18 protein-coding genes are annotated in these 14,746 nt (G+C 30.9%); all 18 read right to left on the reverse strand.

Annotated elements, in window-relative coordinates; genetic code table 11:
• Positions 1 to 99 precede the first annotated feature (99 nt).
• On the reverse strand, positions 100 to 1,434 hold the full coding sequence (uraA, locus tag ACZ5N4_RS21075) for a uracil permease (RefSeq protein WP_464204455.1): 1,335 nt from the start codon (positions 1,432 to 1,434) through the stop codon (positions 100 to 102).
• Between the two features lie 125 nt (positions 1,435 to 1,559).
• On the reverse strand, positions 1,560 to 2,093 hold the full coding sequence (pyrR, locus tag ACZ5N4_RS21080) for a bifunctional pyr operon transcriptional regulator/uracil phosphoribosyltransferase PyrR (protein ID WP_464204456.1): 534 nt from the start codon (positions 2,091 to 2,093) through the stop codon (positions 1,560 to 1,562).
• Between the two features lie 275 nt (positions 2,094 to 2,368).
• On the reverse strand, positions 2,369 to 3,286 hold the full coding sequence (locus tag ACZ5N4_RS21085) for an RluA family pseudouridine synthase (RefSeq protein WP_464204457.1): 918 nt from the start codon (positions 3,284 to 3,286) through the stop codon (positions 2,369 to 2,371).
• Complete coding sequence (lspA, locus tag ACZ5N4_RS21090; protein WP_178906594.1) at positions 3,276 to 3,731, reverse strand: signal peptidase II; 456 nt, start codon at positions 3,729 to 3,731, stop codon at positions 3,276 to 3,278. Before lspA ends, ACZ5N4_RS21085 begins: the two co-directional genes overlap by 11 nt.
• Before the next feature lie 330 nt (positions 3,732 to 4,061).
• Positions 4,062 to 4,676, reverse strand: coding sequence for a TraR/DksA C4-type zinc finger protein (locus ACZ5N4_RS21095; protein WP_464204458.1), 615 nt, complete (start codon positions 4,674 to 4,676; stop codon positions 4,062 to 4,064).
• A 254-nt stretch (positions 4,677 to 4,930) separates the two neighbouring features.
• Positions 4,931 to 6,226, reverse strand: a complete 1,296-nt coding sequence (gene aroA, locus ACZ5N4_RS21100) for a 3-phosphoshikimate 1-carboxyvinyltransferase (RefSeq protein ID WP_464204459.1) — start codon at positions 6,224 to 6,226, stop codon at positions 4,931 to 4,933.
• Between the two features lie 50 nt (positions 6,227 to 6,276).
• Positions 6,277 to 7,077 (reverse strand): 3-deoxy-7-phosphoheptulonate synthase, encoded by an 801-nt coding sequence (gene aroF, locus ACZ5N4_RS21105; protein WP_464204460.1) that lies wholly within the window; start codon positions 7,075 to 7,077, stop codon positions 6,277 to 6,279.
• Between the two features lie 24 nt (positions 7,078 to 7,101).
• On the reverse strand, positions 7,102 to 7,794 hold the full coding sequence (locus ACZ5N4_RS21110) for a 5'-methylthioadenosine/adenosylhomocysteine nucleosidase (RefSeq protein WP_464204461.1): 693 nt from the start codon (positions 7,792 to 7,794) through the stop codon (positions 7,102 to 7,104).
• Positions 7,795 to 7,799: 5 nt separating this feature from the next.
• Positions 7,800 to 8,897, reverse strand: a complete 1,098-nt coding sequence (gene aroB, locus ACZ5N4_RS21115) for a 3-dehydroquinate synthase (protein WP_464211021.1) — start codon at positions 8,895 to 8,897, stop codon at positions 7,800 to 7,802.
• Positions 8,898 to 8,968: 71 nt separating this feature from the next.
• Entirely contained in the window at positions 8,969 to 9,610 is a 642-nt protein-coding gene (locus tag ACZ5N4_RS21120) for a DivIVA domain-containing protein (protein WP_464204462.1), read from the reverse strand.
• Positions 9,611 to 9,625: 15 nt separating this feature from the next.
• A complete protein-coding gene (locus ACZ5N4_RS21125) occupies positions 9,626 to 10,396 on the reverse strand; it encodes a YlmH family RNA-binding protein (RefSeq protein WP_464204463.1) in 771 nt (256 codons plus the stop codon).
• 7 nt (positions 10,397 to 10,403) lie between these two features.
• On the reverse strand, positions 10,404 to 10,667 hold the full coding sequence (locus ACZ5N4_RS21130) for a YggT family protein (RefSeq protein WP_464204464.1): 264 nt from the start codon (positions 10,665 to 10,667) through the stop codon (positions 10,404 to 10,406).
• A 15-nt stretch (positions 10,668 to 10,682) separates the two neighbouring features.
• On the reverse strand, positions 10,683 to 11,147 hold the full coding sequence (locus ACZ5N4_RS21135; protein WP_464204465.1) for a cell division protein SepF: 465 nt from the start codon (positions 11,145 to 11,147) through the stop codon (positions 10,683 to 10,685).
• Positions 11,148 to 11,159: 12 nt separating this feature from the next.
• Positions 11,160 to 11,825, reverse strand: coding sequence for a YggS family pyridoxal phosphate-dependent enzyme (locus ACZ5N4_RS21140; RefSeq protein ID WP_464204466.1), 666 nt, complete (start codon positions 11,823 to 11,825; stop codon positions 11,160 to 11,162).
• Positions 11,826 to 11,984: 159 nt separating this feature from the next.
• A complete protein-coding gene (locus ACZ5N4_RS21145; RefSeq protein WP_464204467.1) occupies positions 11,985 to 12,710 on the reverse strand; it encodes a DUF881 domain-containing protein in 726 nt (241 codons plus the stop codon).
• A gap of 10 nt (positions 12,711 to 12,720) precedes the next feature.
• A complete protein-coding gene (locus ACZ5N4_RS21150) occupies positions 12,721 to 13,062 on the reverse strand; it encodes a small basic family protein (RefSeq protein ID WP_178906582.1) in 342 nt (113 codons plus the stop codon).
• Between the two features lie 15 nt (positions 13,063 to 13,077).
• On the reverse strand, positions 13,078 to 13,788 hold the full coding sequence (locus ACZ5N4_RS21155; protein ID WP_464204468.1) for a DUF881 domain-containing protein: 711 nt from the start codon (positions 13,786 to 13,788) through the stop codon (positions 13,078 to 13,080).
• A 13-nt stretch (positions 13,789 to 13,801) separates the two neighbouring features.
• Entirely contained in the window at positions 13,802 to 14,572 is a 771-nt protein-coding gene (locus tag ACZ5N4_RS21160) for a cell division protein FtsQ/DivIB (RefSeq protein WP_464204469.1), read from the reverse strand.
• Positions 14,573 to 14,746 lie beyond the last annotated feature (174 nt).

Below are 14,746 nucleotides of genomic sequence, written 5' to 3' on the forward strand. Positions count from 1 at the left end.
GCCTGACATTATAAAATCCCTAAAACTATTATATCAAGTTTTAGGGATTTTTTTAACATCAATTTGTATTCATTGTTTTCTCTTATCTTTTAATATATGCTATACCGCTTCTATTATCTGCTTTTTTGTTTCTGAAGTTTCTTCTACAACAAAATCTTCCTCTGTTGCACTCTTATCTGGAAGTATTAGATTTAAAACTATTCCTACTATAGTTGCAAGAGCAACACCTGCAATCTCTATCTCTGCACCATTAAAGTTAAACTTAACTGCTGCTCCTCCAATTCCTATAACTATTATAACTGAGGATAGTATTAAATTTTTCTTCTTGCTAAAATCTATTTTGTCTTCTACGAATATTCTAAATCCTGATGAAGCTATTATACCAAATAGAAGTATACTTACTCCACCCATTACCGGCATTGGCATATTTTCGATTATAGCTGCTACTGGGCCAATAAAGGAAAGCATTATTGCAATTACTCCTGCTCCTCCTATTACCCATACACTATATACTTTTGTTATTGCCATAACACCTATGTTTTCTCCGTAAGTTGTATTTGGTGGTCCTCCAACTAAACCAGCAAACATCGTAGCTACTCCATCACCAAGTATAGATCTATGAAGGCCTGGCACTTTTGTAAAATCTCTTCCTACTACATTGTTTGTAACATATACATGTCCTATATGCTCAGCAAGTGTTACAAAAGACACTGGAGCCATTAACATCATTGCATTCAAGTTAAATTTTGGTGTAACAAATGGTGGAAGTCTAAATAGTTTTGCATTTGCTATTGCTTCAATTGCTTGGTGAGGAATTACTCCAAGAACTAATGCTGCTATATATCCTGCTATCATTGCAACAAGTATTGGTATAACTGCTAAGAAGCCTCTAAAGTACATGCTTCCAAGCACTCCTATACCTAATGTTATCATAGAAACTGTAATCCATGCCCATCTTGGTACATTTTGCATTGTTGGGGTCGTAAAGCTTGAATTTAGTCCCGCCCAGTTTATAGCTACAGCTGCAAGTCCAAGTCCTATAACTATAACTATAGACCCTACTACTACTGGTGGCAGTGCCTTATTCAACCACCTTACTCCACAGAATCTTATTATTACAGCTACTGTAATATATACAAGACCTGCTGCCATAACTCCTGAAAGCATAGCTTCTGGACCATAATTTTTAGAAGCCACCATCATAGGTCCTATAAATGCAAAGGATGAACCAATATATGCTGGTAACTTTGCCTTAGTACAAACTATATAAAGCAATGTTCCTATACCACTACAAAACAATGCAATAGATGGACTCATTCCTGTTAATATAGGTACTAGTATTGTGGCACCCACCATTGCAAAAAGATGTTGAAAGCTCAATGGTATAGTAGTAAAAATCGGTAGTTTTTCTTCTACGTCTACATAATTTTTCATTTTTATTTCCTCCCTTTTTTAGCCTCACAGGACTATTTTAAAAGTAGTAGCTATATTTCATAATTCAGTAGCTAATATATGTTTGCCATGCTTAAATTATTTAAAATTACTACATAACTATAAATCTATATATCATATATCTTTACTGAATCATTTCCGTCGATTTCAGCAACTTCAACAGATACCATTTCATTCTTGGATGTAGGTATATTTTTCCCTACATAATCTGCTCTTATAGGAAGTTCTCTATGACCTCTATCAACAAGTACTGCTAATTGAACCATTTTAGGTCTTCCTGCATGCATAACTGCATCGATAGCAGCTCTCACTGTTCTTCCTGTATAAATTACATCATCTACTAATACTACTTTTTTATCTTTTACATCTATTAGTTCTATTTCGTTTACTATCGGCTGGTCATGTAATTTACTTAAATCATCTCTATAAAGAGTAATGTCTACACTTTCTACTTCAATTTTTATACCTTCAATTTGCTCAATAATTTGTGCTATTCTTTGTGCTATTGGATATCCCCTTCTTTTTATCCCTACAAGAATTACATCTTCTACACCTTTATTTTTTTCAATTATTTCATGAGATACCCTAGTTAAAGTTCTTTTTACTCCTTTTTCATCTAGGATTACCGCTTTTGGCTCCATTTTCTGTACCTCCCCAGGTTTTATAATTTAAAAAAGCCCATGCTTAGTGAGCATGGGCGCAAAATGCCTATAATAATCATTGTTCGTCGCCTTATGACCTCACTGGATCATCTTAAAGGATACTCATAATTTAATTGTTCAAAGGCTGTAAATCAATACTTCCCAACCTATTGAAAATATAGTAACACATATTTAATCACATTTCAACTACTATTTTGTTTATTATTTTCAAATATACTTTGTTAAATTTTAAGTTTTCAGTATTTGTTTAACTCTTACTTAAATTCATTCCTAAGAATATTTAACACTCTTACAAAGTAATCTGGTAATTCAGATTGAAATTCTATGTACTCTCCACTTTTGGGATGTACAAATCCTAGCTTTTTAGCATGAAGCATTTGACCATCCAGATTAAATCTCTGCTTTTTATATCCATAAACTGGATCTCCAACTAATGGATGCCCTATATGAGCCATATGGACTCTTATTTGATGGGTTCTGCCTGTTTCTAAGCTGCATTCAACTAACGTAGTATTCTTTAACCTTTCTAAGACCTTATAGTGTGTAACCGCTCTTCTTCCATCCTTAACTACCGCAATTTTTACTCTCTCTACAGGATGTCTTCCAAGTGGTGCATCTATGGTACCTTCATCATTTTTTAAGATGCCTTCCACTAAAGCTACGTAAGATCTTGTCATTGAATGATCTTTAAATTGTTCCGCCAATTTATTATGAGCATTGTCATTTTTAGCTACTACAAGAATTCCTGAAGTATCTTTATCAATTCTATGAACTATTCCTGGTCTTGCAACTCCATTTATGCCTGACAAATCTTTACAGTGATTTAGAAGAGCATTAACTAAAGTGCCATTATATACACCAGCAGCTGGATGAACTACCATTCCCTGAGGTTTATTTACTACAATTACATCAGCATCTTCATATACTATATCTAAAGGTATATTTTCAGGTTCTACATTAAGTCCTATAGGTTCAGGAATAGTAATTTCCACTTTATCATTAATCCTTAATTTATAGTTACTCTTTTTTAATGCTCCATTTATCTTTACATTTCCTTCTTCTATTAAATTTTGAATATAAGACCTTGACTTATCTTCAAATTGATTGGATAAAAATACATCTAATCTTAAATTTGTTGAATCCTGCTCTATTATAAATTGTTTATTTTCCATCATTATCTTCCTTTATCATGTAAATTACTAGTAACATAGTCCCAATTACCACAAGCATATCTGCCACATTAAAGGTAGGAAAATAGTATACATCTTTATAGTGAAGCATAATAAAGTCTACTACATATTTGTACCATATTCTATCAATTAAATTTCCTATAGCTCCACTTATTATTAATGCTAAACTTATTCTCAGAATTTTAGAAGTAGGTTTGTACTTAAATAAGTAAAATACAACCCCCCCTGTTATAATTAATGTAACTAACGACAAAAAAATCAACTTATTTTGGAGAATACCAAAGGCCGCCCCCCTGTTTTCGAGATATGAAAAACTAAAGAAATCTTTTATTATAGGAATTTCAGTAGTTTTAGTCAAAACATTTAGGGCCCATATCTTAGTAATCCTGTCTAAAATCAGTCCTAGAACTATTATTATAAATTCCACTTTTATCCCCCCAACTGTTAAATTGACAACTGTCAACTCTCAATTTAAGAATCATTGATTCGTAATTTAGGAAAACTGCGACGCAGTTTTTTAGAGGACAATTGACAGAGGACAGAGGACAATGAAGGTGAGTTTTCTTCCTTACGTCAGAAAACTAATTTATTTTTTAAGACTCGTTTCACTAATGTGAGACATCGATTTATAAATTAAAGATTTTTCGTAGTATAAGGTCGAAAAATCCTCCTTCATTGTCCTCTGTCAATTGTCCTCTGTCCCCTATAAAAATTTTGCGTCGCATAATTTTTAAGTTTTGACTTTACCGATCTACTCTTAGTCTGGTAATTGTTCTCTATATTGTTGATTGCTTATTCTCTCCATTGGGTCTACATAGCTATTATCACTATCTGTATACCATTCTGTTCGATCTTCCAATCTTTCAAATTTTATAACCGATTGAAGACTATCCTCAGCATCAAATTCTATTTCTGCATCTTTATCATAATCATTAAAGCCATATCCAAAAGGATAATCAATTACATATTCCTCAAGAGGTCTATTATGTTTTTCAAGAGGCCTTGAATCATTTACCTCCCTCTGGCAATCAACACAAAACTGTGCATAAGGAATAAATTCAAGTCTTTCCTCCACTATGTCCTTGCCACACATTTTACATTTACCATAAGTACCTTCATCGATACTAGCTAATGCATCATCTATCTTTTTTATTATGGTTATTTCGTTTTCTTTGAAAGCTAGACCTCTCTCTTTATCAAATAGTTCGGTAGCAGTATCTGCTGGATGGTTATCATAAGCTGATAACTCCCTTGACATTGCTGAATTGGAGTCAATTGTTTCATTTTGTTCCATCTGATTCAAAAAATCATATACCTTGCTTCTTTCCTCTTTTAAAGTTCTTTTAAAATACTCCAATCTTTCCTTATCCATAGCTACAGAAACTCCTTTCTTAAGGCATCTGAAAGAAAATAACAAATCAAAATATATTAGAATACTGACTAGTTATCTTATGAAGACACCTAACATTAAAATAAGAATATTAACAATATAAGCATTTTAACTATACTTTTACTTATGTTTCACTTTATATTTTACTTAATTATTTATTGTTATTCTTATTTTAACTAGAAATCTTTTATTTATTCTGCAAATATGGAACTTATTAGATAACAATATAACTACTGTTATGTATATAAATCATAAAAGCACTTAAAATAATCTATTGCTTCAGGAAAGGATATTTCTGTACATTCAAAATTCTCAATGTAAGTTTTACCTTTATTTTTTGCAGCCATAGCTAAAAAACTTAGAGCTATCCTGTGATCCTTTTTAGAATTCACAGTTACTTCAGCATCTATATAGTCATTATCGCCATATATAATCAGGTTGCTATTTATGTGTTGAGATTTTACTCCAAAAGCTTTAAGGTTATCAATTATAGCTTCAATTCTATTGCTTTCTTTATATTTTAATTCATCTACCTCTTCAAAAACTGTAGTTCCTTTAGCAAAAGCACTAATAACTGAAAGAATAGGTATTTCATCTATGATATTGGGTATTCTTTCGCTGCTTATTGTAATTCCATGAATATTACTGCTTTTAACCTTTATTGTTCCTATCTCTTCTTCATTTACTTTTTCTTTTATGTATACCTCAATGCTCGCTCCCATGTCCCTTAATATATCTATATAGTTTTTTCTTCCTGGGTTTAATAAAACATTTTCTAATACAAGTTCACAATTATTAGAAATTATAGCTGTTCCAATTAAAAACGCAGCAGTAGAAATATCTCCTGGGACATAAATATCTTTACACTTTAGCTCGGAATTTTTTATCTTTATAATATTATCTTCTTTATTTATAGAAGCATTTATATACTTAAGCATTCTTTCACTATGATCTCTTGTAGGCGATTGCTCTTTTATAACCATTTCTCCTTCGCCTAAAAAGCCAGCAATGAGTAAACAGGATTTTACCTGAGCTGAAGCTACAGGCATTTGATAATTTATAGCCTTTAACTTACTATTTTCCTCAAACTTTAATGGTAACAATCCCTCACAACTTTTTATTTTTGCTCCCATTTTTTCTAATGGATTAATTATTCTTTTCATTGGCCTTCTACTTAAAGATTCATCTCCAATGAAAGAAGCTTTAATACCACAGCCAGCCAAAACTCCTGACATCAGCCTTACCGTAGTTCCAGAATTTTTTGCATCAAGAATTCCAGGATATTTATTAAAGCTTTCATATCCTGGTGAATCTACAAAAATTACATTTTCTTTCATCTCTGCATTTACACCTAATTTTCTTACACAATCAAGTGTAGCCAAACAATCTAGTCCCCTCGGAAAGTTTTCAATTTTATATCTTCCTTTTGCAAGTGAACCTATTATCAATGATCGGTGAGCAATAGACTTATCCCCTGGAAGATTAAAGCTTTGTTTCACATTGTCTCTTACTTCATTTACAATTAGCCTCAAACTTAAGTTCACTCCTCTATTTATAGGGTTTCTGTTAGAAACCCTATATATTAAAGTACTTCTTCTAACTTCTTTATACCAGATACAATGTTTTTAAGACTTTCCATTGATATTGTCTGCCTTGCATCAGATACAGAGTTATCTGGGCTTATGTGACTTTCTATAATAAGTCCATCTGCTCCTGCTGCAATTGAAGCTAGACTCATGGTAGGGACAAGTTCTCTTAATCCTGTTCCATGACTTGGATCCACAATAACTGGAATTCTGTACTTTTGCTTTACAACTGCTACACTATTTAAATCTAAAGTATTTCTTGTATAGTTCTCAAAGGTTCTTATACCTCTTTCACATAATACTACATTATTGTTTCCTTCAGACATTATATATTCAGCTGCGTACAACCATTCACTTATTGTGGCACTTAGTCCTCTTTTAAGAAGAATTGGTGCTTTAGTTCTTCCTACTTCCTTAAGAAGAGTATAATTGTACATATTTCTAGAGCCTATCTGAATCATATCTGTATAATTAAGGGCATTATCAATATCCCTCGCATCCATAACTTCTGTGACTATTGGAAGCTTTACTTCTGCTCCTACTGCTTTTATTATTTCTAATCCTTCTTCCTTCAATCCCTGGAAGTCATAAGGAGAAGTCCTAGGCTTAAAGGCTCCACCTCTAAGCATATGAACTCCCATATCTTTTAGCTCTTTTCCTATTCTAATCATTATATCGTAGCTCTCAACAGAACAAGGGCCTGATATTATTACCTTTTCCTTTTCTCCAAAAACTACATTTTTAACTTTTACCTTAATAGGGTCTCCACTATTTTGGTCTATTAATAAGTTTTTCATTTAGTAATCACCTACATAAAATGCCTATATGTTCATAAGCATATTCTTTAAAATTTCAGTAGAATTCTTTATAGCTATAGGTGCAAACTTTTCATATTCCATATGAGCACCATTATTTCCATTGTCAGATATAGATCTTATAACAACAAAAGGTATATTATTTAAATAGCATACTTGTGCTATGCTTCCACCTTCCATCTCGCAGGCGATAGCTGTAAATTTTTCATTTAACCATACTATTTTATCTGTACTGCAGATAAACTGATCTCCTGTTACTATTCTGCCCACAAAACTCTTTATACTTCCAATATTCTTACATGCTGAAACTGCTTTGTCCACAAGTTCTTTATCGCACTTAAAATCGTAAGTGTCTAATCTTGGTATTTGACCTATTTTATCTCCAAATACTGAAGTATCTACATCATGTTGTACAAGACTATCTGCTACTACAACATCACCTGGATATACATCTTTTCCAATTCCACCTGCTATACCTACATTAATTACTCTATCAACATTAAAATCATCTATTAATATTTGAGTACATATGGCTGCATTCACTTTACCAATACCGCTTCTTACAACAACTACATCTTTATTATGTAACTTTCCAGATTTAAAATTCATATTTGCCTTAACTTCAGCTCTATCTAACTGCATTTCTCTTAATAAAATTTCTAATTCTTCATCCATAGCTCCAATAATTCCTATTTTCATTATTATTACCCCCTACTAATACTTTCTTCTACTGCTGAATAAATTTCTTCAGCAGCAACTTCTACTTTTATTTTGCACTTTGATACATCTTCTAATAGTACAAATCTTATTTTATCAGTATTTTTTTTATCATGATTAATAGCATACAAAAAGGTAGAATAATTGTCAACCTTATATCTTATAGGCAATTCTAATTTTTCTAGTAAGGCTTCAAGCTTTATATATACCTCACTATTAAGTGACAATTTTTTTTCTGATAACTTAACTGCTACAAGCATACCTAAAGCTACAGCTTCTCCATGTGAAATTGCAAAGTTTGAAGATACTTCTATTCCATGTCCTACCGTATGTCCAAAATTTAATATGTTTCTTAGGTCCGAATCATTAAAGTCCCTTTCAACTATTTCTGACTTAATATTTAAACATTCCTTCACTATATAAAATAGTTTATCATTTTTCTTTTCTAATATGTATTTATAGTTTTCATTTATAAAATCAAGTAGTTGTATGTCTTTTATCATACCATATTTAACTACCTCACCTAACCCATCCTTAAACTGCCTTTCCTCAAGAGTCTTTAAAAATCTAGTACATATGTATACAAAAACTGGGTTATAAAAATTACCTATAACATTTTTTATTCCATTATAATCATAACCTACTTTTCCACCTATGCAGCTATCAACTTGAGATAACAGTGTTGTAGGTACATTTATAAATTTAATTCCTCTCATATATGTAGAAGCCACAAACCCTACTAGATCTCCCACTACTCCGCCACCTAGAGCTATGAGAGTACTGCTTCTATTAGCATTATTTTCTATAAGAAAGTCATATATGGACTGTACTGTATTTATGTTTTTATTATTCTCACCATGGGCAAAACAATAAACTTTGCATTCTGTCTTGCACTGCAGTTCATATATTAAATCCTTATATATATTATAAATAACATCGTCAGTAATTAAAAATATTTTGTTTTTTATTTCAATTTTATGTTTGTTAAGTAAGGTATAAAATCTACTAATATTATCTTCTATATATATTTCATATCCTTCCTTTGAACATGATGTATTTAATGTTTCCATATACACACTCCTCAGTCTATATTATACCATAAATGGGTCAATTTTATTAAAAATAAAAAAATCTCACTCAATATGAGTGGGATTTTTTAATCTTTTACAAAGAAATTTTTAATTTCTTCTAGTTCGTTATTGTTTGTAAATGCCTCATCCTTTGGCATAGTTTTTTCTTCTTGTTTAATTATTCTTGTTTCTTCACTATTTGTCATTTCTATTTCTTTTACATTTAAATCCAAATTTAGATTTTCGTTTGCTTCATAACCTATGTTATAGTTCTTTACAAGATCTTTTTCCATATCATCAAACATTTCTAACTGTGATTCCATAAAACTTCTAAACTTTGTTCTAAACTTACAGAACTCCTGTTTCATTCTCTCAAAATCATCAGTAATTTGAAGCACGTCATGATGAGCTTTATCTATTATTCTCTGAGCAGTATCATTAGCGTTTTTTACAATAAGTTCACTTTCCTTTTTAGCATTTTCTCTAGCTTGTTCAGCAGCATTTTGTGCCAAAAGAAGAGTATTTTGTATTGTACTTTCCATCTTATTATAGTGCTCTATCTTGTCTTCTATATTTGAGAGCTTTTCTTTTAAAGTTGAGTTATCTTTATAAAGATTCTCGTAGTCTTCCGCTATCTTATCTAAAAATTCATCTACTTCATCTGGACTATATCCTCTTATAGTTCTCTTAAATTCTTTATTAGTTATCTCCATAGCTGTTATTTTCATTGTGAACACCTCAAATCAAATAAATTTTTTTACTTGAATTTTAATCCTGCCGCTTCCTGTCCATCCAGCCTCTTCTAAAATCTTAAATTTTCCATATCCCCTTATAGTTATTATACAATCATCTTTTAAAATCTTATCTTTTTTTAAAGCTTCAGAATAATCTATAAGTACTTTACCCTGTCTTATTAACTCCTCAGCTTTACCTCTTGATATATTGCATAATGCACTAACTACACAATCAATTCTGAGAGAGGAAACATTCACAATAATATTCTGAAAGTCATACACAGGAATTTCGCTGCTGTTTACATCTAAAATATTAATAGTACAAGTAGACTTACCTACACTTGTTAAATTCATTTTTATATAATCTGTTATCTCATTATGAACTGCTAAATAGCACTCATCATTTTTTAATATTAAATCTCCTAGCTTTTCTCTCTTAATCCCAAGAGCCATTATTGCTCCAAGATAGTCCTTATGCTCAAGTTTAGTAAATTTAGCATTAGTAGATATTTTAACTAAATCTATTGGATAATACCAAACATCTGCCTCTGAAAAAGCTATTATCTTTCTTTGCGCATCTTCAAAAACTCCATAACAATTAATTTTAACATCAAGCTCACTGCTCATATGTTCTAAAGTTTTGTATATATCAGGTGTATAGAACTCTGATGTATATGTCGTTCTAGTAGTTCTTTGTGTTAAAATAATTTTATCATAAATTTTAGAAGCTATACTGTTGTCTACAAAAGACATTTTATTTAAAAAAGTTTTCTTATCCATAAAAGCTCTATAGTATACTAAATACTATTCTCTGTAAAACATCTAATATTAATAAAGCAATTATAGGAGAAAAATCAATCATTAATCCTGGTATAAGCTTCTCTTGAAGTTTTCTTCCCGGAATCATAAAAGGATCTGTAAAAACATGAAGCAAGTCTATAAAACCGCCTCTTCTTCCTGGCATAACCCAAGAAAGAATTACATCAATTAATATAGCCCCCTCAAGAAGTCTAAATAGTAAAGAAAGGGCAATTCTTAAAGTATCTAACATTTTAGCCTCCAATTATTACTTATTCCAATTAAAAAGTCCCTTACTGGATAATTCATTTTTTAAATCATTGCTCACTTCTACTGTAGCTGGTGACAATATATATACGTTTTTTTCAATTTCCTCTAAATCTCCACCTAGAGCATAGCTAGCTCCTCCCATGAAATCTAAAAGTCTTTGGGCTATTCTTGCTTCTAAACCAGTTGTATTTATAACTACAATTTTTCTGTTTTTTAACTCATCACATATATCAGCTGCCTCTTCATATGTAGTTGGTTTAACTATTTTAACTTTAGCAGCGATATTGTTATGTATGCTTACAATCTTATTCTGTCTTTTTGAGCTTGATATAACAGGTTCAACTTCTGATATATCATTAACTGCTTTTTTTTCTTCTCTTTCCTCTGATAGTTCTATGTCTTCCTCTAAATCATCTTCTAATCCCAAAAATCCCATCATTTTAGTTATAACTTTTCCTGCCATTTTATTTACCTCCTACTTATTATTATAGTTTCTTTTCCCAAATATGCCCTCTCCTACTCTTACCATATTTGAGCCTTCTTCAATTGCAATTTTATAATCTCCAGTCATACCCATAGATAAGAATTCCATGTTAATGTTTTTAAAGTTTCTGTTTTTTAATTCATCAAATATCTTTTTGACTTGATAAAAATAACCTCTGCAGCTATCTTCATCACCTTGAGGAATTATAGACATAATCCCTCTTACTTTTACGTGATTGCAGTTTTCACAAGCATTAATCAATTCTTCCAAGTCCTCTACATTAGCTCCTGTTTTATTTTCCTCCCTGCCAATATTTACTTGAATCAATACTTCTGCAGTCATTCCACTGGCTGCATAATGTTTTTCAAGCTCATCAAGAAGTTTAATACTGTCTAGAGAATGAATAAGATATACCTTCCCTACAATATATTTAACCTTGTTTCTCTGTAGATGACCTATTAAATGCCACCTTATATCCTGCTGCAACTTTTCAAATTTATCAGTAAGCTCTTGAACCTTATTTTCACCAAAGTCCCTTACCCCCATGTCATATACCCTTTGAAGGTCTTCCACAGGTTTTGTTTTAGAAACCGCTATTAAAGTGACACCTTCTGGAATAGTTTCTCTTATTTTAGTTATATTTTCTTCAATTGACAACTCTACCGTCTCCTTTTAATGCCAAATTGAATTGTACACTTTACCTTATAAGGATACTTATTCTTCATAAATCTTAAAATTCCTGCAAAAATTAATAAAAATTTTAATTAAATTTAAACAAATTAAAGTAAAATATTGGAGTAAAATGTAAATTTATTGTTATTGATTTACTTTCATAAACTCTTTTTTATCTTCTCCAGTATAGGCAGGTATTTTAACATCATCAGTTTGTTCAACATCAACTCTAATTTTTCTAATCATTAGCGTTTTTAAGTAGTTTTCGTTAGATAACATATAATTATACAAAACTTCCTTATTTCCAATAGCATTAATAGTAAAGGGCACTGCTATTTTTACTCCATTAGCTCTTATAAAAGGACCACTGCAATAAATCTCTGTCCTATCCATTATTCTCTGTCCATTTATAGAAATGGCTTCTACTCCTGCATTCTTTAAATCATTTATTACCTGTATTATATCTGTATTATGAACAAGTCTGAGTTCACGCTCATACCCATAGGAGTTGTTTATATTTTCTGTACTCGCATCATCCATATTTATTACTATTCCCTGTCCCTGTAATGGGACCTTTCCTAATACAATGTTATTCTGATTTAGCTCTTCCTTTATGCTTTCACTAATATGAGTTTGATTTTCCTCATTGCTATTATACTTTGAGAGCTTTGCAGAATAATTGTCATATTGCTCTATAAGTCCAGCTATATCACTATAGAGCTTATTTCTATAATTGTATGCATCTTGATATTGTTTTGCACTTAAAAATACTCTATCCGATCCTCTTGAAAAGCTAATATTCATGGATATTAGTATGCCTATAATTATAGAAGCTATGAACACAAATATATCAGCTTCATGATTTTTCATCTAATTCACCTCATTGACGGGCTCTAGCCTTTTCAATTAACAATCTTCTTATGGTAGCAAAGTTGTCGAATATTCTTCCACCGAAAACTATTACTGCTGCTAAATATATAGGAACTCCCAGTTTATCACCTAAATAAGCAAGTCCTGCTGCTAGAACTGCATTTCCAAAAAAACCTGATATAAAGATATCTGGTTGGAACTTTTGGGAAAGACTTCCCTTAATAGCTCCAAAAACTGAATCCAAGCAAGCTAATATTGCCACTGACATATATGGTGAAAATTTATCTGGAATATTAACATTACATACAACACCTACAATAATACCTATTACAAGTCCAATAAATCCTATCATCTTTCTCCCTCCTATTTATTCTTTCACTGGCTTAGCATATTCAAATTTATAAGTCTTATTATACTTTTTAATAGAAATATCGTCAGTTTTTTCGAACTTCACATCACATATCGTCTTAAAATCTGAAAAAACCTCTGGAAAACTCATAGATTGATACAATAGCGTTTTATCCCCTATAGCTTTTATTACTATTCTGCTTGAGGGAGAAATCTTCTCATCATTAATTAATATATAATTGCCTGCATTTCTTATACCGGTTTTAGACACTACTCTAATATCATTGATAGATATAGCTTCTGCACCTGCAAATCTTAATTCATTTACAATATAAACTAAGTGTTTATCTGTTATACGATCCTCTGTATTACCGAAAAGCTTAGTGTCCGGTGTAAGGTAAATAGTTATTCCTGATCCACTAACATCTGTTAAGCCCATAAGAGTTCTTGTATCATCTAATTCCTTTAAGAGATTTTTAGTAGTATCACTTTTACCTGCTGCTGCACTTTCATAGTTTTTAATTTGATTTTGAAGCTCGTTTACCTTTTGTTCAAGCTCCTGTTTTTGTTTTTTATACTGTTCTATCTCTACAGTAACATCAGTGCTGTTTTTATTGGTAAAATTGAAAGTTTTATCTTGTTTCATAAGAATTTTAAATTGATATGCAAGCATAAACCCTAGTATGCCGCAAACAACTGCTACACTAATCTGTGATCTAACCTTTCGCATATATTACATCCTCCTACTTTTGAATAAAAAACACAGGATTTCCATTAAAACTTACATCAATGTATCCCTTTACCCCTTTTAATTCTTTTCTATCTAAGATATTTAAAGCCTTATTGAATTTTTTATCTATATCCTCAGCATTTCCAAACTTTATGCAAATATCACCATAGTAAACTTTGATATCTATTGAACTGCTTACATCAATAAGAGTTAGGCCCTGAGAAACTTTACTGTTGCAAACAATATCACCTAAATTAACAACTGCATCGACTTTTCTCTTATCACTATCTTGTATCGGCTTTCCAACTTCACATTTCGAAAAATCAATTCCATCAAGCTTAATCAGTTTCATTCCTTTAATATTATCTCTCTTTTGCAGAACAACTCCAGCTTTATCTATAATGAAATACTGGTTGTCCTTAGTATTGTAAAATACAGCTTCTCTTTCTTTTACACTTATAATAAGAGTAGATGGGAACTTTCTAGTTATAGTTACATCGGATATATATGGGTTACTTAAAATATTATTTTCTCCCCCTTTTAAATCAACATAGAAAATGTTATTTCCTACTTTTATATTTGAAAGTGTAATGATATCTTTAATAGAAATATTCTTATTACCATTAACTTGAATGTTCATTATGTTAAAATAAGGAAGCTTTAAACAAAGAGTAACACATATTGATAATAACATAATAAATAACATGAATAATTTCTTTATTCTTTTCTTTTTTCTTCTTTTAAGTATTAATTCGTTATCTGCTTTACTTAAAGCCTGACTCATTTATATCAACCTTTCTTGCCTCGTATATAGATTCGTAAACATTATTAATAAATAAAAATTAAACAAGCTATATATATAATAACATTTTGAAAGATGAATTTCATTAAATTATGTGTTAATTTTATATACTTTTTCTATAAAATTTTACATAAATTATAGCATTGCGAAATGCAA

The organism is Clostridium nitrophenolicum, from assembly GCF_055391695.1.